We start from the raw sequence: 22,185 nt of genomic DNA on the forward strand, positions 1-22,185 counted from the left end.
TTCCGGACTCTTCCCGTATCATCCCGGTTGTTCCCACTTATCTTTCGTCCCCCTGGGAAATATCTCTCCTTCTCTCAAATGGCAGCGTGGATGTCGCGCGCTACGTCGTGCGCGAATACGAAGTGGCCGACGCGAACGCGGTCGCGCTCGGCCCCGCGCTGCTGCAGACGGGCCGCTTGAACGTGCGGCTGATGCTCGAAGCCGAGTTGACCGGCGACTGGCACGCGCTCGGCGTCGCGCGGATCGTCGAGCGGCGCACCGACGCGCGGCTGCTCGTCGACGACGGCTACATTCCGCCGCGCCTCGTCGCGCAGCACGACGCCGTGCTGCTGGCCTATGCACGCGAGCTGCACGGGCTGCTCACGCAACGCAGCGAAGCGCTCGCGGCACGGTTGTCGGAGCCCGGCCGCGGCGGCGTGTCGGAAGTCGCGGATTTCCTGCTGCTGCAGCTCGTGAACCGCTATCTCGCACTGACCTGGCACGCGCAGCAGCACGTGTCGACGCATCCGGAGGCGCTGTTCTGCGACTGGCTGAAGCTCGCGTGCGACCTCAGCACATTCACGGCGGCCGGCCGGCGCCCGCAGTCGCTCGCGGTCTATGTGCACGACGACCTGCGCACGAGCTTCGCGGAACTGATGACCGAGCTGCGCCGGTCGCTGTCGACGGTGCTCGAACAAAACGCGATTCAGATCGAGCTGCGCGATGCGGGCAACGGCATCCGCGTCGCGATGCTGGCCGACCCGGCGCTGCGCGACACGGCCGGCTTCGTGCTCGCGGTGCGCGCGGACGTGCCGGCCGACAGCCTGCGCACGCGTTTTCCCGCCCAGGCGAAGCTCGGGCCGGTCGAGCGGATCCGCGATCTCGTGCAGCTACAGTTGCCGGGCATCACGATGCGCCAGTTGCCGGTCGCGCCGCGGCAGATCCCGTATCACGCAGGTCATACGTACTTCGAGATCGACAAGGGCAGCGACCTGTGGAAGCAGCTGGCGCGCTCCGGCGGTCTCGCTTTTCATTTCGCCGGCGAATTCCCTGGACTCTCGATGGAGTTCTGGGCGATACGCGGGTAAGGGCGGGGCGACGCGATGAATTCCTCCTCCGATTCGATCTCCCCCGGCGCAGGCGGATTCGTGCCGCCGAATCCGGGCGGCGTGCATCCGTCCGCGGCGGGCACGGCCGGCCCGACCGCGACGCAGCCGCGCCCGGGACGCTGGGCCGCGAGCGGCACGAACCCGCTCGTCGCGGCGGCGAATCCGTTGCTGAACCTGGTGCCGCAGATCCGTTCGACCGTCCATCACCCGAATCCGGCGTGGCTGCGCGAGCACCTGGTCGTCGAGATCCGGCAGTTCGAGGCACGTGCGCAGGAAGCCGGCGTGCCGTCGGAAGCGATCATCGGCGCGCGCTACTGCCTGTGCACGGCGCTCGACGAAGCGGCCGCGCTGACGCCGTGGGGCGGCAGCGTGTGGTCGTCGCACAGCCTGCTCGTGTCGTTCCACAACGAGACCTGGGGCGGCGAGAAGTTCTTCCACCTGCTCGAACGCCTGTCGCAGCAGCCGCGCCAGCATCTCGACCTGCTCGAGCTGCTGTATTTCTGTCTCGCGCTCGGCTTCGAGGGCCGCTATCGCGTGCTCGACAACGGTCATGCGCAGCTCGACGCGCTACGCCACCAACTCGCGCTGACGATCCGCTCGGTGCGCGGCGAATTCGAACCGGCGCTGTCGCCGCACTGGCGCGACGTCGTCACGCGCGATGTCGCACGCCGTTTCGTCGTGCCGCTGTGGGTATGCGTGGCGCTGGCGCTGCTGATCGGCTTCGGCGTGTTCGTCGGGCTGCGGATCGCGCTCGCCGGGCATTCGGATCGGCTGTTCGCGTCGATCGACGCGCTGCACGTGCCGAAGCTGCAGCCCGCGCAGGCGCCGCCGCGTCCGGCGCCGGCGCCGCGCATCGCGAAGTTCCTGGAACCGGAAATCGCGGCTGGCCTCGTGTCGGTGCGCGACGACGCCGATCGCAGCGTGATCGTGTTGCGCGGCGACGGGTTGTTCAAGTCCGGCTCGACGTCGGTGATCGACCGCTACGTGCCGGTGCTCGCGCGCGTGGCCGATGCGCTGAACAAGGTGCCCGGCAACGTGCGCGTGACCGGCTATACCGACGACACGCCCGTGCATACCGCGCGCTTCGCGTCGAACTGGGACCTGTCGCGCGAACGCGCGGAAGCCGTGCGCGGCATGATCGCCGCGCGGCTCGACCATCCGGAGCGGCTCGCGGCGGAAGGGCGTGGCACGCTCGACCCGGTCGCACCGAACGATTCGCCGGCGAACCGCGCGCTGAACCGGCGCGTCGAGATCACGCTGCTGCCGGCGCCCGGCACTGCCGCCGTCGGCGCGAGCGCCACGCAGGGAGCCCACTGACATGAACCAGGCTGTCGCGCGTTTCGTCCGGCCGTTGCCGTCGCGGGAAATCTGGACTTTCGCCGGTCTCGTCGTGCTCGCATGCTTCATCTGGCTCGCCGGCCCGCTGTTCTCGTTCGCCGAGGTCCGGCCGCTCGAAAGCGGCTGGGCGCGCGGGCTGACGATCGCGGTGCTGTTCCTCGCGTGGGGCGCACGGGTCGCGTGGCGTGGCTGGCGTGCCGGCCGCCTCAACGCGCAGTTGCTGAACCAGCTGCGCGAAGCCGCGCCGGGGCCGGCCACCGCCGACGATCCGGCCAAAGCGCAGCTCGACGAGTTGCGCAGCCGCTTCGACGAAGCCGCGACGCTGCTGAAGAAAGTCCGCTTCGGCCAGGCCGACACAGCGCGCAAGGGCCTGTCGCAGTGGTTCGACCGGATGTCGCGCCAGTATCTGTATCAGTTGCCGTGGTACGTGTTCATCGGCGCACCGGGCTCGGGCAAGACCACCGCGCTCGTGAATTCCGGGCTCAGTTTTCCGCTCGCCGAGCAGTTCGGCCGCGCGGCGATTCGCGGCGTAGGCGGCACCCGGCATTGCGACTGGTGGTTCACGAACGACGCGGTGCTGATCGACACGGCCGGCCGCTATACGACGCACGAGGGCAACCGCGCGCTCGACGAGGCCGAGTGGAAAGGCTTCGTCGACCTGTTGAAGAAATACCGCACGCGCCAGCCGCTGAACGGTGCGATGCTGACGATCAGCGTGGCCGACCTGCTCGGCGCGTCGGAGGCCGAACGCACGCAGCACGCGATGGTGCTTCGCAAGCGGCTGCTCGAACTGCGCGCGCAGCTCGGCATCCGTTTTCCCGTGTACCTGCTCGTGACGAAGGCCGACCTGCTCGCGGGCTTCGCCGAGTATTTCAGCAGCTACGGCCGCACGGAATGCGCGCAGGTGTGGGGTTTCACGTTCCCGCTCGCGCAAAGCGAGGCGCCGGGTTTCGACCTGCGCGCGGCATTCGACCGCGAATACCGGCTGCTGCACCAGCGACTGAATGACGGGCTGCCCGAACTGCTTGCCGCGCAGACCGACGCCCGACAGCGCGAGATGACGTACCTGCTGCCGCAGCAGATCGCCGACCTGCAGGACATGCTCGGCCAGTTCGTCGCCGAGGTGTTTTCCGTGTCGAGCTACGAGCCGATGCCGATGTTGCGCGGCGTCTACCTGACGAGCGGCACGCAGGAGGGCACCGCGTTCGATCGCGTGATGAGCGGCATCAAGCGCTTCCTGAAGATCGAGGGCGTGCCGCCGGTCGCGCAGGTCGGCTCGACCGGGCGCAGCTTCTTCCTGAAGTCGCTGCTGCAGGAGCACATCTTCCGCGAAGCCGCGCTCGCCGGCAGCGATCTGCGCTGGCATCAGAAGCGGCGCGTGCTGCGGATCGCCGGCTACGTGCTGCTCGCGCTGGTGTGCGTGGCCGTGCTGGTCGCGTGGCTGCGCAGCTATTCGAACAATCGCGCGTATCTCGACCAGATCGCCGCGCGCGTGCCGGCGGTCGATGCGCAGATCGCCGGGGCGAAATTCTCCGATGCGGCCGACGTCGCCCGTCTGCTGCCCGTGCTCGACGCGCTCGGCGGCCTCGCGAATGCGGGCGGCGTCGACCTGCAGCATCCGCCGCTCGCGTATCGGTGGGGGCTGTTCCAGGGCGAGAAGATCGACGAAGCCGTCGATGCCGTGTACCGGCGCGCGCTCGAAGACGTGCTGCTGCCGATCGCCGCGAGCCGGATGGAAGCCGCGTTGCGCGACGCACGGCCCGACGAGACCGAATACGCGTATGCGGCGCTGAAGGCGTACCTGATGCTGTACGACAGCGCGCACTACGATCCTGCGTTCGTGCAGGCCGTCGTCGACCTCGAAATGGAACGCGCGCTGCCGCCCGATTTCTCGCCGGCCGAACGCTCCGCGCTGCGTGCGCATCTCGCCGCGCTGTTCGGCGGACGCGTCGCGGTGTCGCCGTATCCGATGAACGAGCGGCTCGTGGCCGACGTGCGTGACCGGCTGCGGCAGGTGCCGTTCTCGCAGCGGCTGTACCGGCAACTCACGCTCACGCTGCGGCCGGCCACCTCCGCGTTCGACTTCAGCGTCGCGCGGGCAGTCGGCCCCGACGCGTCGCTGGTGTTCCGCCGTCAGAGCGGCAAGCCGCTATCGGAAGGCGTGCCGGGCTTCTATACGCGCAACGGCTATCGCAACGTGTTCGCGCCGCGCCTGGCCGGCGAGGTCGACGCGTACGGACGCGAGGAAGTGTGGGTGCTGAACCTCGGTCTCTCCGAGATTCCGGGGCCGAACGACGCAGCCGCATGGGCCCGCGATATCCGCCAGCTGTACCTGAACGACTACCTGAAGATCTGGGACGACTATCTCGCCGACATCAAACTGCAACGCACCGCGACGCTCGCGCAGAGCATCCAGGTGGCGCGTGCGCTGTCGTCCGCCGATTCGCCGCTCACACGGCTGATGGTTGCGCTCGCGCGCGACACGGCGCTCGGCGATGCGCCGGGCGGGGCACGCAATCTCGCGGCGCGCGCGCAGGACAAGGTTGACGAGGCGCGCAGTTCGCTGTCGCAGATCTTCGCGGGCCAGGGCAGCAATGCGAGCGCATCCGCGGCGGCGCCCGCGAGCGCCGAACAGATCGTCGACAGCCACTTCGCCGGGCTGCGCGCGTTCGCGCCGGGCAGCGGCGACCAGGCCCAGGCGTTCAACGAGGTGTTGAAGTCGATCGACGCGCTGTACACGTACCTGACGGCCACCGACGACGCGCTGAGGAGCGGCGCGCAACCGCCGCCGTCCGACGCGCCCGCCAAGCTGCGCGCGCAGGCCGGCCGCCTGCCGACGCCGTTCCGCGAAGTGCTCGACGACCTGTCGAACGTCGCGAACGGCAGTGTCGCAACCGTCGAGCAGCGCAGCGTCGCGACGCGGGCCGGCGCGAACGTGGGCGACTTCTGCCGGCAGGCGATCGCGGGCCGCTATCCGTTCGCGCGCGGCGCGTCGCGCGACGTCGCGCCGGCGGATTTCGCGCAGATGTTCGCGCCCGGCGGGCTGATGGACGACTTCTTCCAGAAGAACCTGCAGTCGATCGTCGATACGACGTCGCATCCGTGGCGCTTCGCGAACCGCAATGCGGACGCCGATCCGTCGGCCGCCGCGATGCTTGCATCGTTCGAGAAGGCGGCGGTGATCCGCGACGTCTATTTCGGCGGCGGTGCGCGCACCGCGCAACTGAAGGTGCAGATCCAGCCGCTCGAAATGGATCCGTCGATCACGGAGATGGTGCTCGACGTCGACGGGCAGATCGTCCGCTACGCGCACGGCCCGCTGGTGCAGAGCGCGGTGGACTGGCCGGGCCCGCGCGGCAGCAATCAGGTGCGGCTGCAGGTATCGGGGCAGGCCGGTGCGACCGACGGTTTTTCGACCGACGGGCCGTGGGCACTGCACCGGCTGTTCGACCGCGCGGCCGTGTCGGCCGGGCGCGGTTCCGACCAGATGATTGCGCGCTTCACGGTCGACGGCAAACCGATCGTGCTGCAAGTGAATGCGGGCAGTGTCCGCAACCCGTTCAGGCTGCCCCAGATGGAGTCCTTTACATGCCCTCCGAAGCCATGAGCTCGACCCCGCCGTTCACGCGTACCGACGGCGATGCGCCGGCCTGGTACGGGAAGATTCCCGGCGCCGGCGACTTCGTGAACAGCCGTCTGCCGCATGCGCTCGCGCTGTGGTGGGAGCGTTGGCTCCAGCAGGGGATGGCCGCGATGCGGCAGCGCGGCGCGGACGAGATCGAGCGCCACTACACGGTCGCGCCGGTCTGGAATTTCCTGATTCCGGCGGGCGCCGGCGCGTCGTGCGTGCAGCCGGGCTGCCTCGCGCCGAGCTGCGACCGCGTGGGGCGTTACTACCCGGTGATCGTCACGCTGCCGATGCGCGCGGCCGATTACTGGAACGGGCTGCCGGATGCCGCCGACACGTTCTACTGGCAGGTCGGCCAGGCGCTGCTCGACGCGATCCGCCATGCACGCGCGCCGGGCGATCTCGAGCAGATGCTCGAACGCGTGCGGCTCACACAGGGCGACGACACGTACGCGGACATCGTCGACGGCATGCCGGCGCCGCCGCCGGAACGGCCGGCCCCGGCTGCGTGGCCGGGGCTGTCCGGTTACTTCGATCCGCACGGCGGCACCAGTTTCTGGTGGACCAACCGCGCGGACGGATCGCCGCTGCGCACGCATGCGCATACGGGCACGCCCGACAACGCGCTGTTCCTGACGCTGTTCGGCGGCAGTTAGCGGCCCGGCCGCAGGAGGGCGGGCCGCCGGGCGCGGCGGGCGGACAGGACGCGGTTTCGAGAGGTGGTGGAGATGAAGGACGCTGGATCGAGAGACAACGAGCACGACACGGCGACACGCGGCGACGCATCCGAATTCACGGTGCGGCCGCTGCCGCTCGGCCATCGCCTGGGCGAACTGCAGCTCGACGAGGTGCTGGGCATCGGCGGCTTCGGGATCGTCTATCGCGCATTCGACCGCACGTTGCGGCGCGCGGTCGCGATCAAGGAATACATGCCGTCGATGCTGGCCACGCGCGGCGGCGACTATACGGTGTCGCTGCGCTCCGAGCGGTTCGCGCAGGCGTTCGACGCCGGGCGCGGCGCGTTCCTCAACGAAGCGCGCCTGCTCGCGCAATTCGATCATCCGGGGCTCGTCAAGGTCCTGCATTTCTGGGAAAGCCACGGCACCGCATACATGGTGATGCCGTTCTACGAAGGGCGCACGCTCAAGCAGCTGCTCGACGGCGGGATGCGGATCAGCGAGACGCAGTTGCGCAATATCGTCGGCGCGCTGCTCGGCGCGCTCGACACGCTGCACCGCGCGCAGTGCTTCCATCGCGACGTCGCGCTCGACAACGTGCTGATCCGCCCGAACGGCAGCGCGATCCTGCTCGACTTCGGCGCGGCGCGCAAACGGATCGGCGATCTGGTCGACGACGGCGCGATGATGATCAAGCCCGGCTACGCGCCGATCGAGCAGTACACCGACGACCCCGCGTTCAGCCAGGGGCCGTGGACCGATCTCTATGCGCTCGGCGCGGTGATGCACGCGATGATCACCGGCGAGCTGCCGCCCGCGGCGGTCGTGCGCAGCATCAAGGACACGTACCGGCCGCTCGCATCGCGCGAACTGCCGGCCGGCGAGGTGTACAGCCCGGCGTTTCTCGCGGCCGTCGATCATGCGCTGCAGTTGCGGATTCCGGATCGACCGGAATCGGTCGCGGCGTTCGCGGCGGAACTCGGGTTGCGGGATTTCGGGGCGGGTGGCGGGTATGGTGCGACGGCCGTGCCGCCTGTGACTGAAGCTGGCAGGAGCGGGGAAGGGAAGGGTGAAGCTTCTGCTGCGTCCGGCACGACGTCGGCTGCCGCTGCGGCTTCGATCGGCGCGGGCGCGACCGCTTCGGGCAACGCTGCGCAGGATCGGCGGCCGTCAACGCCCGCCGGTGAGGATCAGGTGTCCAGGGCCACCGACACGGCATCCGCATCGTCTGCCGTGTCCGCTGCCAAGCCGGAGACCGATGCGCGTTCAACGCGCCAGGCGGCCGCGCAAGGCGCCACGACTGCGACCGCCGGCACGCTCGCAGCGTCCGCATCGTCTGGGCCTCAGCCGGCGGTCAACCCGGTTGAAAAGCCGATTGAATCCGACGCACCGAACGGAAACGCCGAACGCGCGAAAGCACCGCCCGCTGCACGAACCGACACCCGCGACGAAGCCGGTACGCGATCCGCAAATCCCGACACGGACATCGGTACGCGCAGTGCAGCAAGTTCCGGGAATGCGAACGCGCACGCGACTGCCGGCGCACCGTATCCCGCCGCATCGGCTTCGTCATCAGGCGGTGCATCCGTGCCGCCCGGTGCCCAACGCGGTCAAGCCACCGCCGGATCGCGCCACCGCCGCCTGCCGGTCTACGTCGGTAGCGCGCTCGTCGCGCTGATCGCCGTCGGCCTCGCCGCAACCTATCTGTCGCGTCCTGCCCGCGTCGCCGACGAGCCCGCGCCCGTTGCGAGCCAGCCGCTGGCCGGCACGTCTCCGCCTGCGAGCGCGCCGGCCGCCACACTGGCCCAACAGGGGCCGACACCGACCGTCGTGCCGCCGTCCAGCCTGCCGGCCGGATCGTCCGCGCAAGTTCCGCCGCCCCCCATCGCCGCCGAGCCTGCCAGCACGCCTGCCGTTGAAGCCGCGCCCGCGCCGCAGGTTGCGACCACCGTGACGAACCCGGCCCCGGCGGCGACGGCCGGTTCCCGTTCCGCCATCGCGCCCGCCGGCAGCCTCGACGCGTCGGAGCGCGTCGTCAACGTGCCGCCGTCGGCAGCCGCCGTACCACCGGTGGCTTCGGCATCCTCGGCGCCGAAGCCGCCTGAAAACCAGACGGCCATCGCCGCCGCGAACGTGCTGCCCGCCGAGCAACAGCCGCGTCCGCAGAAGGCGCAGGAAACCGTGCAGGTGCGATTCAACGTGCGGCCGTGGGGCGACATCTACGTGAACGGCGCGCGGCGCGGCGCTAGCCCGCCGCTGCGTTCGGTATCGCTGACGCCGGGCGTCTACGTGATCGAGATCCGCAACGGCTCGCTGCCGCCGTTGCACCGCACCGTGGCGATCGACTTCGGCAGCAAACCGGTCAACATCGACTATGCATTCGAATGACGTCAGCCAGGCGGCGCTGGCCGCCGCCGCATTGTCCACGATGCCACCCGGCATGCCGGCGACACCGCGCGCCGACGTGATCGGCCAACTGCTCGCGGATGTCGCGCCCGATGCGCCGTGCGGCATGAACCTCGAATACGACGCCGAGTTCCTGCAACTGCAGGAGCGTGCGACGCCGCGTGCCGAGCAGCAATACGGCGACACCGTGATCCCGGCCGAAGCGCCCGACTGGCGCGCGGTCGAGCGGCTCGCGCTGGCGCTGTCCGCGCGCACGAAGGATCTGCGCGTCATCGCCTGTCTCGCACGAAGCTGGACCGAGCAGCACGGCATTCACGGCTACGCGGACGCGCTCGCGCTCGTCGCGAACCTGCTCGAGCGCCGCTGGGACGACCTGCATCCGCGGCTCGACGCGGACGGCGAACCGGACCCGACACTGCGGATGAACGCGCTCGCCGAGGTAGCCGGCGCGCACGATTGCGCACGTGCGGCGCGCCGCCAGCCGTTGTTCGACGGCGGGCCGAGCGTGCGCGACGCCGAACGGCTGCTCGACGGCCGCGACGACGCCGGCAGCTCCGTGGCCGGCAGCCGCGAAAGCCTGCTGGCTGCGCTGCTGTCCACCGCGCGCAGCGACGGCACGACCCCGCTCGACGCGGCGCGCGTGGTACTGCACGCGCTGGATGCGATCCGCGTGTGCGTGACGGACAGGCTGGGCCGCGAATGGGTGCCAGACGAAGGCGATGCGGAGAAGGCGCTGCGGCGGATCGTGCGCGAAGTGCCGCTGCCCGAGCCGCAACCGGTCTCGCCCGACATGCAGCAGGCCGCACCCGGCGACGCCTCACCGGCCGGCCCCGCAGCAACCGCAGCGGCGGCGATGCCGAACGCCCACGCGTGGCGCGACGCCGAAGTCACGAGCCGCGACGACGTGCGGATCGGTCTCGACAAGATGTGCCGCTATTTCGAGCAGCACGAGCCGAGCCATCCGGCGCCGTTGCTGCTGCGTCGCGCGCAGCGGCTGCTCGCGCTCGACTTCTACGAAATCATCCGCGATCTCGCGCCGGAGAGCCTGCCGAAACTGGATCTGCTGAGCGGCGAGCGGAGCGAATGAAACGAACGAAAGGCGCCGCCATGCGGGCGACGCCGACGGACTGCGCAACCTGATCGATGTGAAGGAGTGGACGATGACGGACAGAACCAAGGCGGCAGGCAGCGGACAGAAGTTCATTGCGCGCAATCGGGCGCCGCGCGTGCAGATCGAGTACGACGTCGAGACCTACGGCGCCGAACGCAAGGTGCAGTTGCCGTTCGTGATGGGCGTGATTTCGGATCTGGCGGGCAAGCGTGCCGAGCCGCTGCCGGACTTGCCGGAGCGCAAGTTCCTCGAGATCGACGTCGACAACTTCGACGAGCGGATGAAGTCGGTCGCGCCGCGCGTCGCGTTCCAGGTGCCGAACACGCTGACGGGCGAAGGGATGCTCAACGTCGACATGACGTTCGAGCAGATCGACGATTTCTCGCCGGCCGCGATCGCGCGCAACGTCGACGCGCTGCGACGGCTGCTGGAGGCGCGCACCGAGCTGTCGAACCTGCTGTCGTACATGGACGGCAAGCACGGCGCCGAACAGCTGATCGAGCGCGCGATCAACGATCCCGACCTGCTGAAGACGCTCGTGCGCGAACCGCATGCCCCTGCACAGGGCGGCGACGCGACCCAACCGGAGGCCCGCGATGAATGATCCCGTCCAATCCCGCGCGGACACACGCGATACCGCGCAACCAGCCGTCGCGCACGACGAATTCGCCGCGCTGCTGCAGAAGGAGTTCAAGCCGAAGACGGCCGAGGCGCGCGAGTCGGTCGAGCGCGCGGTGCGCACGCTCGCGCAGCAGGCGCTCGAACATACGGTCGGCATGACGACCGATGCATACGGCAGCGTGAAGCAGATCATCGCGGAGATCGACCGCAAGCTGTCCGAGCAGATCAACCAGATCCTGCATCACAACGAGTTCCAGACGCTCGAAGGCGCGTGGCGCGGGCTGCATTACCTCGTCACGCACACCGAGACCGACGAGCTGCTGAAGATCAAGGCGCTGCCGGCGTCGCGCAACGAAGTCGCGCGGATGCTGAAGCGCTACAAGGGCGTCGCGTGGGACCAGAGTCCGCTGTTCCGCAAGATCTACGAAGAGGAGTACGGGCAGTTCGGCGGCGAACCGTTCGGCTGCCTGGTCGGCGACTTCCATTTCAACCACAGCCCGCCCGACGTCGAGATGCTCGGCGAGTTGTCGAAGATCGCGGCGGCCGCGCACGCGCCGTTCATCGCCGGCGCGTCGCCGGAGCTGATGCAGATGGATTCGTGGCAGGAGCTGTCGAACCCGCGCGACCTGACGAAGATCTTCCAGAACACCGAATACGCGGCATGGCGCAGCCTGCGGCAGTCGGAGGATTCGCGCTACATCGGCCTCGCGATGCCGCGCTTTCTCGCGCGGCTGCCGTACGGTGCGCGCACCAATCCGGTCGACGAATTCGACTTCGAGGAAGACACCGATGCCGCGAACCACGACCGCTACACGTGGGCGAACTCGGCGTACGCAATGGCCGCGAACATCAACCGCTCGTTCAAGCAGTTCGGCTGGTGTTCGTCGATCCGCGGCGTCGAATCGGGTGGGGCGGTCGAGGGGCTGCCGAGCCACACGTTCCCGACCGACGACGGCGGCGTCGACCAGAAATGCCCGACGGAAATCGCGATCAGCGACCGCCGCGAAGCCGAGCTCGCGAAGAACGGCTTCATGCCGTTCGTGCACCGGAAGAACTCGGATTTCGCGGCGTTCATCGGCGCGCAGTCGCTGTACCAGCCGGCCGAATACCACGATCCCGACGCGACCGCGAACGCGCGGCTGTCCGGCCGCCTGCCGTACCTGTTCGCGTGCTGCCGCTTCGCGCATTACCTGAAGTGCATCGTGCGCGACAAGATCGGCTCGTTCCGCGAACGCGACGACATGGAGCGCTGGCTGAACGACTGGATCATGAACTACGTCGACGGCGACCCCATCAACTCGTCGCAGGAAACCAAGGCGCGCAAACCGCTCGCGGCCGCGCAGGTGGTGGTCGACGAGGTCGAGGACAACCCCGGCTACTACACGTCGAAATTCTTCCTGCGGCCGCATTACCAGCTCGAAGGGCTCACGGTGTCGCTGCGGCTCATCTCGCGGCTGCCGACCGCGAAGGCGGCCAACGAGTGAGCGGCGGCGCAAGCAACGATCGGCATTCAACGCGGCATTCATCCTGACATCGCACTGAAACGGAGACGGCAATGGGCGTGGCAATGTTTATGAAGGTGGACGGCGTGACCGGCGAATCGGCGGACGCACAGCACAAGGGCTGGACCGACATCCAGTCGTTCACGTGGGGCGCGAGCCAGCCGGGCGCGATGGCGAGCGGCAGCGGCGGCAATGCGGGCAAGGCGAGCTTCAACGATCTCGTCGTCGCCGCGTACATGGACAAGGGCGCGCCCGCGATCATCAAGAACTGCGCGAACGGCAAGCATCTGTCGTCGGTCGAGATCTCCGCGTGCAAGACGGGCGGCACGCAGGTCGAGTTCATGCGCGTGACGCTGCAGGAGGTGCTCGTCACGTCCGCGCAGGTCGCGGGCATCGATCCGGGCGACGTCGCCGATCGGCTGATGATGCACTACGGTTTCCAGGCCGCGAAGGTGAAGAAGCAGTACTGGCAGCAGAACGACAACGGCGGCAAGGGCGCGGAGGTGACCGTCGGCTGGAACATCAAGGAAAACACCGAGATGTGACGGCGCGGAGATGACCATGGACGACCCGCGAACCCGCGACGGCCGGGAGGGCAGCCTGCGCGACCGGCTCCAGCCCGCATTGCTCGACCGGCTCACCGACGATGCGCCGCAGCACGCGACCGAAGCGCCCGGCGCACTGTGGATCGGCACCGACCGCCTGCGCGCGGCCGTGCTGCGCGATCTCGCGTGGCTGCTCAACACGCGCAACGCCGAGGACGGTTTCGTCGACTGGTTGGCGTTCGCGCACGCGCAGGCGTCGGTGCTCAACTACGGGATGCGGCCGCTCGTCGGCAAGCCGATGTCGGGCGTCGAGCGCATGTCGGTCGAGGCGTCGATCCGCGACGCGATCCTCCGTTTCGAGCCGCGCATCGCGCCCGACAGCGTCGAAGTGCGCAGCGTGATCGACGCGGCCGGCGGCCGGGCTGGCGAACGGCGCCACAACGTGTTGCTGTTCGAGATTCACGGCACGCTGTGGTCGATCCCGCATCCGCTCGAATTCGTGCTGCGCTCCGACCTCGATCTCGAGACGGGCGCGATGTCGCTGCAATCCGTGGCGGGGGCCTGACGCGATGGATACGCGCCTGCTCGACTACTACAACCGCGAACTCGCGTACCTGCGCGAGCTGGGCGGCGAATTCGCGCAGCAGTTCCCGAAAGTGGCCGCGCGGCTGCGGCTCAATGAATCGGGGCCGCCCGACCCGTACGTCGAGCGGCTGCTCGAAGGCTTCAGCTTCCTTACCGCGCGCGTGCAGCTCAAGATGGACGCCGAGTTTCCGCGCTTCACGCAGGCGCTGCTCGATGCCGTGTATCCGGGCTATATCGCACCGCTGCCGTCGATGGCGATCGTGCGGTTCGCGCCGATGCTGAACGAAGGCAGCCTCGCGCAAGGCTGGCGGCTGCCGGCCGGCACCGCGCTGCGCGCGCGTCCGGCCGCGTCCGAGCAGACCGCCTGTGAATTCCGCACCGCGCATGACCTGACGTTGTGGCCGCTCGAACTGACCGATGCGACCGTCACCGGCGCGCCGTCGTGGCTGCCGCGTGGCGCCTTCGCCGCACGGCAGGACGTGCGCGGTGCGCTGCGCATCCGGCTGAAAGCGCGCGGCGGCGCCAAACTCTCCCAGTTGCCGCTCGACCGGCTGACGTTCCATCTCGCCGGCCCCGAGCGCGACGCGTTGCACCTGCTCGAACTGATCGCCGCGCATGCGCTTGGCGTCGTGTGCCACGATCCGGCGCAGCCGCCGCGCTGGTTGCATACGCTCGACGCCGACGCGATCGTCCACGAGGGTTTCGATCCCGCGCAGGCGATCCTGCCCGACGACGGCCGCAGCTTCCACGGCTACCGGCTGCTGCGCGAGTATTTCGCGTTTCCGGCGCGCTTCCTGTTCTTCAGCATCGGCGGGCTGCGTGCCGCGCTCGCGCGCGCGACCGGCGACGAGTTCGAACTGACCGTGCTGTTCGACCGCCACGACGCGGCGCTCGAAGCGGCCGTCAGCGCGAAACACCTCGCGCTGAACTGCACGCCGGCCGTGAACCTGTTCGCGCGCCGCGCCGATCGCATTCCGCTGCAGCCCGGCGCGCGTGAGCACCATGTCGTCGTTGATCGCAGCCGGCCGCTCGACTACGAGGTCTATGCGGTGCAGCGGCTCGCGAGCGAGCAGCGCGACGACGGCCAGTCGCGCGAATTCCGGCCGTTTCACGCGTCGATCGCCAGTGACGACGGCAACCACGGCGCGTACTACACGGTGCGGCGCGAGCCGCGGCTGGTCTCCACGCAGGCACGCGCGAGCGGCACGCGCACCGGCTACGTCGGCAGCGAGACCTACGTGTCGCTGGTCGACAGCCAGTGCGCACCGTACGACGAGACGATGCGTTACCTGGCGGCCGACACGCTGTGCACGAACCGCGATCTCGTGCTGCTGCAGGCACCCGGCGACGCGAACACGTTCACGCTGCGCGTGTCGGCCCCGGTCGAAAGCATCGTCGCGATCCGTGGCCCGTCGCGGCCGCGCCCGCCGATCGCCGATGCGCAAACCGCGTGGCGGCTGATCCGCCATCTCGGGCTGGCCCGCCACACGCTGACCGATCTCGACGACGACGAGGGCGCGCATGCGCTGCGCGAACTGCTCGGCCTGCATGCCGACCCGGCCGATGCCGCGATGCGCCGGCAGATCGATGGCGTACTGCGCGTGGCGTTCTCGCCGGTGTTCCGCCGGCTGCCGACGGCCGGGCCGCTGATGTTCGGGCGCGGCGTGCAGGTCGACGTGACGGTCGACGACCATGCGTTTTCCGGCGACAGTCCGTTCCTGCTCGGCGCGGTGCTCGAACAGTTCTTCGCGCGCCACGTGTCGATCAACGCGTTCGCCGAATGCGTGCTGACCAGCGCGCAGCGCGGCACGCTCGCGCGCTGGCCGGCGCGCATCGGCAGGCGGCCCGCGATATGAAGCGCGATAGGTCACCGGGCGCCGCCCCGGCCGCCGAAGCCGCACGCCGCGACGCGTGGTGGGCACGCCTGCGTGCCGCGCCGCATGGTTACGACCTGTTCCAGGCGCTGCGCTGGCTCGACGCGCTGTCGCCCGGCCGCGCGCCGCTTGGCCATGCCGCGCGGCCGCGTGACGAACCGGTGCGGCTCGGGCAGCAGCCGTCGCTCGCGTTCGCGGCATCGATGCTGGCCGGCGTGAGCGACGAGAGCAGTGGCACGCCGCCGCGCATCGCGATCCACGGGTTCGGGGTGTTCGGGCCGAACGGGCCGCTGCCGACACACCTGACCGAATACGCGCACGAACGCGCGGCACAGCACGACGACCCGACGTTCGCCGCGTTCGCCGACCTGTTCCATCACCGGCTGATCCTGCTGTTCTACCGCGCGTGGGCCGACGCGCAGCCGACGGTGAGCCTCGATCGCCCGGAACGTGCACGGTTCGATGGCTATGTCGCGAGCCTGATCGGGCGAGCAGCACACGGCGACAAACCGGCCTCGCAAGCCAACGCCGACACCGACGCGCTCGCGCCGCACGCACGCTATTTCCATGCGGGCCATCTGGTGCGGCACACGCGCAACCCGGAGGGCCTCGTGCAGATCCTGCGCCGGCACTTCGGTGTCGAGGCCCGCGTCGTCGAGCACGTGCCGCAGTGGGTCGCGATCGAACGCTCGCAACGCTGCACGATCCGCGCGACGCGGCCGACGTTGCGGGTCGGCGCCGTCGCACTCGGCATCGCGGTGCGCGATGCGCAGTCGCGCTTCCGGATCGTGCTCGGCCCGCTGTCGCTCGACGCGTACCGCCGTTTCCTGCCGGGCGGCCCGCATGCCCGGCAGCTTGCGCAATGGGTGCGCGAATACGTCGGCATCGAGTTCGACTGGGACGTGCAACTCGAACTTGCGGCCGACGCGGTGCCGGCGATCGCGCTCGGCGCGCCGCAGGGCATCGGCCGCACCGCGTGGCTCGGACAGCGGCTCGAACCGGGCCCCGCGCGCGACCTCGTCGTCCGCTACGACGTGCGGCGCGGCGGCGCCCCCCTTCATCGCGAAACCGCCTAAACGGGAACCGTCATGTCCGATATCGGCCGCGCCAACCTGTTCGGAAAACTGAATCCGTTCCTCTACGAGACGCTCGAGCAGGCGACCGGCTTCTGCCGGCTGCGCGGCAATCCGTATGTCGAACTTGCACACTGGCTCAAGCAGATGCTGCAGCGGCCCGACGGCGACCTGCAGCGCGTACTGCGCCACTTCGCGATCGACGACGCCGCGCTCGACCGCGGGCTCGTTGCCGCGCTCGACAAGCTGCCGCGCGGCGCGGGCTCGGTGTCCGATCTATCCGTGCATATCGATGATGCGGTCGAGCGCGCATGGGTCTATGCGACGCTGAAGTACGACGCGACGCGTATTCGCGGCGCGGTGCTGCTGCTCGCGATCCTGAAGACGCCGCAATTGCGTAACGTGCTGCTGGCGATCACGCGCGAATTCGAGCGCATCGTGCCGGACGTGCTCGCCGACGCACTCGAATCGATCGTCGAAGGCTCGCCGGAGGCACCACCGGCCGGGCAGGCTGCGCCGGGCGGCGACGCTGCGATGCGCGGCACGACCGCCGCCGCCGACGGCTCGGCGCTTGCGCGCTTCGCGGTCGACCTGACCGCCCGCGCGCGGGCCGGCGAAATCGATCCCGTGATCGGGCGCGATCCGGAGATTCGCCAGATCGTCGACATCCTGCTGCGGCGCCGGCAGAACAACCCGCTGCTGGTCGGCGAGGCCGGCGTCGGCAAGACCGCCGTCGCGGAAGGCTTCGCGCTGCGAATCGCCGCCGGCGACGTGCCGCCATCGCTGCGCGACGTCGCGCTGTACCTGCTCGACATCGGGCTGCTGCAGGCCGGCGCGAGCGTGAAGGGCGAGTTCGAGAGCCGGCTGCGCGGCGTGATCGACGAAGCGATGTCGTCCGAGCGGCCCTCGATCCTGTTCATCGATGAAGTCCACACGCTCGTCGGCGCGGGCGGGGCCGCCGGCACCGGCGACGCCGCGAACCTGTTGAAGCCCGCGCTCGCGCGCGGGCTGCTGCGCACGATCGGTGCGACCACATGGTCCGAGTACAAGCAGTACATCGAGAAGGATCCCGCGCTGACGCGGCGCTTCCAGCTCGTGCACGTGCACGAACCCGAAGAAGCGGCTGCGCTGACGATGCTGCGTGGCCTGGCCGGGAAACTCGAGGCCCACCATCGCGTGCTGGTGCTCGACGACGCGTTGCAGGCCGCCGTCACGCTGTCGCACCGCTACATTCCCGCCCGCCAGTTGCCCGACAAGGCGATCAGCCTGCTCGATACGGCCTGCGCGCGCGTCGCCGTCAGCCAGCACGCGGTGCCCGCGCCGATCGAAGATGCGCGCCGCCGGATCGACAGCCTGCGTGTCGAACAGGAACGGATCGGGCGCGAATGCACGCTCGGCACCGGCGATACGGCCCGGCGCGAGGCGATCGATCACGACATCGCCGCTGCCCAGACCGAACTCGACCGGCTCGACACGCGCTGGCAAACCGAACGCGACGCGTTGACGGCGATCGTCGACGCCCGCGCGCTGCTGCTCGACGACGATCCGTCGCGTGCGCTCGACGCCGACGCGCGTACCGCGGCACAGAGCCGTCTCTCGGCCGCACAGCAGGCGCTGACCGACCTGCAGGGCGACGCGCCGCTCGTGCTGCCCGCCGTCGACACGCATGCGGTGGCCGCCGTCGTGGCCGACTGGACCGGCATTCCGCTCGGCCGGATGGTGCGCGACGAAACGCAGGCCGTGCTGAGGCTCGCCGATACGCTCGGCGAGCGCGTCGTCGGCCAGAAGCACGCGGTCGAACTGATCGCCGAGCGCATCCAGACCGCACGCGCGAAGCTGGACGATCCGAAGAAGCCGCATGGCGTGTTCCTGCTGTGCGGCCCGTCGGGTGTCGGCAAGACCGAGACCGCGCTCGCACTGGCCGACACGCTGTACGGCGGCGAACACAACGCAATCACGATCAACATGAGCGAGTTCCAGGAGGCGCATACCGTGTCGACGCTGAAAGGCGCGCCGCCCGGCTATGTCGGCTACGGCCAGGGCGGGGTGCTCACCGAGGCCGTGCGCCGCCGCCCGTACAGCGTCGTGCTGCTCGACGAGATCGAGAAGGCGCACCGCGACGTGCACGAGATCTTCTTCCAGGTATTCGACAAGGGCTGGATGGAGGACGGCGAAGGGCGCGACATCGATTTCCGGCATACGGTGATCCTGCTGACGTCGAACGTCGGCGCCGATCGCGTGATGCAGCTATGCCGCGATCCCGAGCGCCTGCCGGACACGCAGACGCTCGCCGATGCGCTGCGCGCGCCGCTGCTCGACGTGTTTCCCGCCGCGCTGCTCGGCCGGCTGACCGTCGTACCGTACTACCCGCTCACCGACGCGACGCTCGCGCGGATCGTCGCATTGCAGTTGCGGCGGATCGAGCAGCGGATCGACGCGCATCACGGCATCCGGCTGCACTGCACCGACGCGGCGACCGCGCTGGTCGTCGAGCGCTGCCGGACGATCGAATCCGGTGGCCGGATGGTCGACGCGATTCTCACGCATACCGTGATGCCACGCATCGGCCGCGCGATCCTGCAGGCCACGCTCGAAGGGCGCGCGCTCGCGTCGATCGAGTTGAGCGCGGCCGACGGCGAATTCACGTACCGGTTCGACGAGGAGGAAACGACGTGAATCGCGTATTCACACTCGACAGCCCGCACGGCGATGCCCTCAAATTCCATACGCTCGACGGCAGCGACGAACTCGGCCGCCTGTTCGAATTCCGGATCGAGGCGCTTGCCGACAGCCACAGCCTGTCGCTGAAGGACATGCTCGGCAAGCCCGTGACGGTCCGGATCGAGCAGCAGGACCTGTCGACGCGCTACCTGAACGGCATCGTTGCGCGCGCATCGCTCGCCGGACGGCGAGCCGAACGGTACTACGGCTACGAGCTGATCGTGCGCCCGTGGCTGTGGCTCGCGACGCGCCGCTCCGATTGCCGGATCTTCCAGAACAAGACCGTGCCCGAGATCGTGCAGGAAGTGCTGTCCACGTACGGCTTTCCGATCGAGAACCACCTCGCCGAGTCGTATGCGCCACGCGACTACTGCGTGCAGTACAACGAGACCGATGCCGCGTTCGTGTCGCGGCTGATGGAGTTCGAGGGGATCTACTTCTGGTTCCGGCATGCGGAGGACACGCACACGCTGATGCTCGGCGACGCGATGTCGTCGCACACCGCGCTGCCCGGTTACGAGACGATTCCGTACATCGCGCGCGACCGCACCGCGATCGCCGACGAGGAGCACATCGACGGCTGGCTGCCCGCGCAGGAGGTGAGCGTCGGGCGGCACCAGACCACCGACTACGACTATACGAAGCCGCGCGCGGATCTTTCGTCGCAGAAGGTCGATCCGCGTGGGCACGATCACGACAGTTTTGCGTCGTTCGAGTGGCCGGGTGGGTATCGCGACGATGCGCCCGGTGCGCATTACAGCCGCGTGCGGCTCGAGGAACAGCAGGCCGAACATGAGCGGGCGCGTGCCGATACCGATGTGCGCGGTGTCGCGCCCGGTTATCTGTTCACGCTGGAACACTGCCCGCGCGCAGACCAGAACCGCGAGTACCTGATCGTGCGGTGCCAGTACCGGTTTCAGGAGAACGCGTATGCGAGCGATCAGGGCGCGGAGGCCGTCGTGCATCAGACGATGATGCTCGTGCAGCCGTCGAGCCTGCCTTACCGGTCGCCGCGCGAGACGCCGCGGCCGCGCACCAACGGGCCGCAGACGGCCACTGTGGTCGGGCCGCCGGGGGAGGAAATCTGGACCGATCAGTATGGACGCGTGAAGCTGCAATTCCGCTGGGATCGGTACGGGCAGAGCAATCAGGATTCGTCGTGCTGGGTACGGGTGTCGAGTCCCTGGGCTGGTGGTGGGTTCGGGGGCGTGCAGATTCCACGGGTGGGCGATGAGGTCGTCGTGGATTTTCTGAATGGCGATCCGGATGAGCCGATCGTCACCGGGCGAGTTTTCAACGGCGAGAAGATGCCGCCGTGGGGGCTGCCGGGGAGTGCGACGCAGAGCGGGCTGCTGTCCAGATCTTCACCGGGCGGAACGACTGACCACGCCAATGCGTTCCGGTTCGAGGACAAGAAGGGCGCCGAGCAACTCTGGATGCACGCGGAACGGAATTTCGATGCGGAGACGGAGCTCGATCATTCGCTGTCTGTCGGGAACAACCACACGCATACGGTCGGGAACGACGAAACGATGCAGGTGAAGAACAACCGGCAGAGGAGTGTGGGGCAGAACGAGACGGTGAATATCGGCAAGAGCCGGGTCGCACAGATCGGGGTGGATGAGACGCATGGGGTGGGTGGGAACCGCAGCGTGTCCGTCGAGGGCGACAGTTCGCATACCGTCGCGAAAGGCAATCACAGCCTCGCGGTGATAACCGGCACGCATGACGTTTTCGTGAAGGGCGACAGCACGCATGTCGTCGGCACCGGGTCGTATGCGACCAAGGTCAATGCTGGAAACCATTCCGTGGACGTCAACAAAGTCGCTTCATTGGCGGCCGGCCAATACATCGACATGGGTTCAGGAAAGAGTGGCGTGTCGATCAACAAGGACAACGTCGGCGTCTCCATCGGCGGAACCGGAGGCGATACCGGTGTCGGGATCAGCGGCCAGGGTGGCGGTGTGGCCATCGCCGGATACGGCAAGGGCGTCAACATTGCGGGCTACGCACCTGGCGTGACGATTTACGGCGAGAACGATCTCAATCTTTCCGGCAAATCGACGGCAAATCTTCAGGCGCCGACGGTCAACATCGACAACGGCAAGAGTAGCTGCACCGTCAACGTCAACGCGACGAGGATCGTTCTGGCGACCGGTGGCGGCTCGATCACGCTCGACGGATCGGGCGTGACGATCCAGGGGACGATTGCCCACATCAATTGATTTCGACCGGCGCCTGCGGGTCACGCGATTGCATTCGAAGCATGGGAGACATTCGATGGAAAACGAATCGGATCAGATGATGGTCGACGAAGCGCTCGAAGCCGAAACGGTCGAGGCATTGCGCCGGTTGTTCGCCAACGATGCGACGCCGGATCGCACGCGGCCTGCCGAACGTCGCGAATCGTCGACGATGATCGGCGAAGTGACCGATACGCATCATCCCGACGCGATGGGGCTCATTCGCGTGAAGTGGACAGTGCAGGACGACGTCACGCACGAACGCTGGCTCGAATGTGTGGCCGACGTGAAGCCCCGCATCGGCGATCGCGTGTTGCTGCAGTCGCCGGCGAACTGGCCCGAGTACCTGATCGCCGGGCTGCTCGCGCGCAAAGGGCATGGTGAACCAGTCGAGCCCGTGGTCGAGCCGGCGATGGCGCTTTCCCTCGAAGCCGACAAGTGCGTGCAGATCGCGGATGCATCGGGCTGCCCGCTGCTGCAGGTGCGGGCCTCTTCTGACGGGCCTGTCGTGACGCTGCTGAACCGGAACGTGAACATCGAAGTCGCCGGCAAGCTGCGGTTGAGTGCGCAAACGCTAGAACTGGAGGGCGGGCGAGGCGGTGTCGATATCCGGACCGAAGCGGACACCGTCGTCCGCAGCCGGTACGTTCGCCTGAACTGAGAAGGCGGCCTGACGTCATGCATCGTGAATTCTCCGCCATCGAATCGTCGCTCGAAGCGTTCATTGATCAGCCCGACGATCCGACGCTGTTGATCGAAGCAACCGACAACGA

Annotated in this window: 14 protein-coding genes and 1 pseudogene; all 15 read left to right on the forward strand. The window is 68.7% G+C overall.

Translation table 11 applies throughout. The features are described 5' to 3' along the window. Window positions 1–92 precede the first annotated feature (92 nt). Window positions 93–1,067, forward strand: a pseudogene (gene tssK / locus BDO18943_RS25230) (type VI secretion system baseplate subunit TssK); the annotation flags it as partial. Window positions 1,068–1,082: 15 nt separating this feature from the next. Beyond that, window positions 1,083–2,405, forward strand: coding sequence for a DotU family type VI secretion system protein (locus BDO18943_RS25235; protein ID WP_175024504.1), 1,323 nt, complete (start codon window positions 1,083–1,085; stop codon window positions 2,403–2,405). Window position 2,406: 1 nt separating this feature from the next. Continuing rightward, window positions 2,407–6,033 carry a type VI secretion system membrane subunit TssM gene (gene tssM / locus BDO18943_RS25240; protein WP_175024505.1) on the forward strand — a complete coding sequence of 1,209 codons (3,627 nt, stop codon included), beginning with the start codon at window positions 2,407–2,409 and terminating at the stop codon, window positions 6,031–6,033. Next, complete coding sequence (tagF, locus tag BDO18943_RS25245; RefSeq protein WP_175024506.1) at window positions 6,015–6,710, forward strand: type VI secretion system-associated protein TagF; 696 nt, start codon at window positions 6,015–6,017, stop codon at window positions 6,708–6,710. The genes tssM and tagF overlap by 19 nt, the downstream gene beginning before the upstream one ends. A gap of 72 nt (window positions 6,711–6,782) precedes the next feature. Further along, window positions 6,783–9,119 carry a serine/threonine-protein kinase gene (locus BDO18943_RS25250; RefSeq protein WP_175024507.1) on the forward strand — a complete coding sequence of 779 codons (2,337 nt, stop codon included), beginning with the start codon at window positions 6,783–6,785 and terminating at the stop codon, window positions 9,117–9,119. 40 nt (window positions 9,120–9,159) lie between these two features. Then, entirely contained in the window at window positions 9,160–10,224 is a 1,065-nt protein-coding gene (tssA, locus tag BDO18943_RS25255) for a type VI secretion system protein TssA (protein ID WP_175024552.1), read from the forward strand. A gap of 73 nt (window positions 10,225–10,297) precedes the next feature. Then, complete coding sequence (gene tssB, locus BDO18943_RS25260; RefSeq protein ID WP_043183757.1) at window positions 10,298–10,852, forward strand: type VI secretion system contractile sheath small subunit; 555 nt, start codon at window positions 10,298–10,300, stop codon at window positions 10,850–10,852. Then, the gene (gene tssC / locus BDO18943_RS25265) at window positions 10,845–12,353 is read left to right on the forward strand and encodes a type VI secretion system contractile sheath large subunit (protein ID WP_089452965.1); all 1,509 of its coding nucleotides are present in this window, start codon (window positions 10,845–10,847) and stop codon (window positions 12,351–12,353) included. Before tssB ends, tssC begins: the two co-directional genes overlap by 8 nt. A 71-nt stretch (window positions 12,354–12,424) precedes the next feature. Then, window positions 12,425–12,916 (forward strand): Hcp family type VI secretion system effector, encoded by a 492-nt coding sequence (locus BDO18943_RS25270; protein ID WP_027791618.1) that lies wholly within the window; start codon window positions 12,425–12,427, stop codon window positions 12,914–12,916. Between the two features lie 16 nt (window positions 12,917–12,932). Beyond that, window positions 12,933–13,481: a type VI secretion system baseplate subunit TssE gene (gene tssE, locus BDO18943_RS25275; RefSeq protein ID WP_175024508.1), complete on the forward strand. Its 549-nt coding sequence runs from the start codon at window positions 12,933–12,935 to the stop codon at window positions 13,479–13,481. Window positions 13,482–13,485: 4 nt separating this feature from the next. Beyond that, window positions 13,486–15,357: a type VI secretion system baseplate subunit TssF gene (gene tssF, locus BDO18943_RS25280; protein WP_175024509.1), complete on the forward strand. Its 1,872-nt coding sequence runs from the start codon at window positions 13,486–13,488 to the stop codon at window positions 15,355–15,357. Further along, window positions 15,354–16,451, forward strand: a complete 1,098-nt coding sequence (tssG, locus tag BDO18943_RS25285) for a type VI secretion system baseplate subunit TssG (RefSeq protein WP_175024510.1) — start codon at window positions 15,354–15,356, stop codon at window positions 16,449–16,451. The genes tssF and tssG overlap by 4 nt, the downstream gene beginning before the upstream one ends. 12 nt (window positions 16,452–16,463) lie before the next feature. Next, the gene (gene tssH, locus BDO18943_RS25290; RefSeq protein WP_175024511.1) at window positions 16,464–19,124 is read left to right on the forward strand and encodes a type VI secretion system ATPase TssH; all 2,661 of its coding nucleotides are present in this window, start codon (window positions 16,464–16,466) and stop codon (window positions 19,122–19,124) included. Then, a complete protein-coding gene (gene tssI, locus BDO18943_RS25295) occupies window positions 19,121–21,394 on the forward strand; it encodes a type VI secretion system Vgr family protein (protein ID WP_175024512.1) in 2,274 nt (757 codons plus the stop codon). Before tssH ends, tssI begins: the two co-directional genes overlap by 4 nt. Window positions 21,395–21,449: 55 nt before the next feature. Continuing rightward, complete coding sequence (locus BDO18943_RS25300; RefSeq protein WP_175024513.1) at window positions 21,450–22,073, forward strand: hypothetical protein; 624 nt, start codon at window positions 21,450–21,452, stop codon at window positions 22,071–22,073. Window positions 22,074–22,185: the final 112 nt, after the last annotated feature.

This window comes from Burkholderia aenigmatica (assembly GCF_902499175.1).
Taxonomy (GTDB): Bacteria; Pseudomonadota; Gammaproteobacteria; order Burkholderiales; family Burkholderiaceae; genus Burkholderia; species Burkholderia aenigmatica.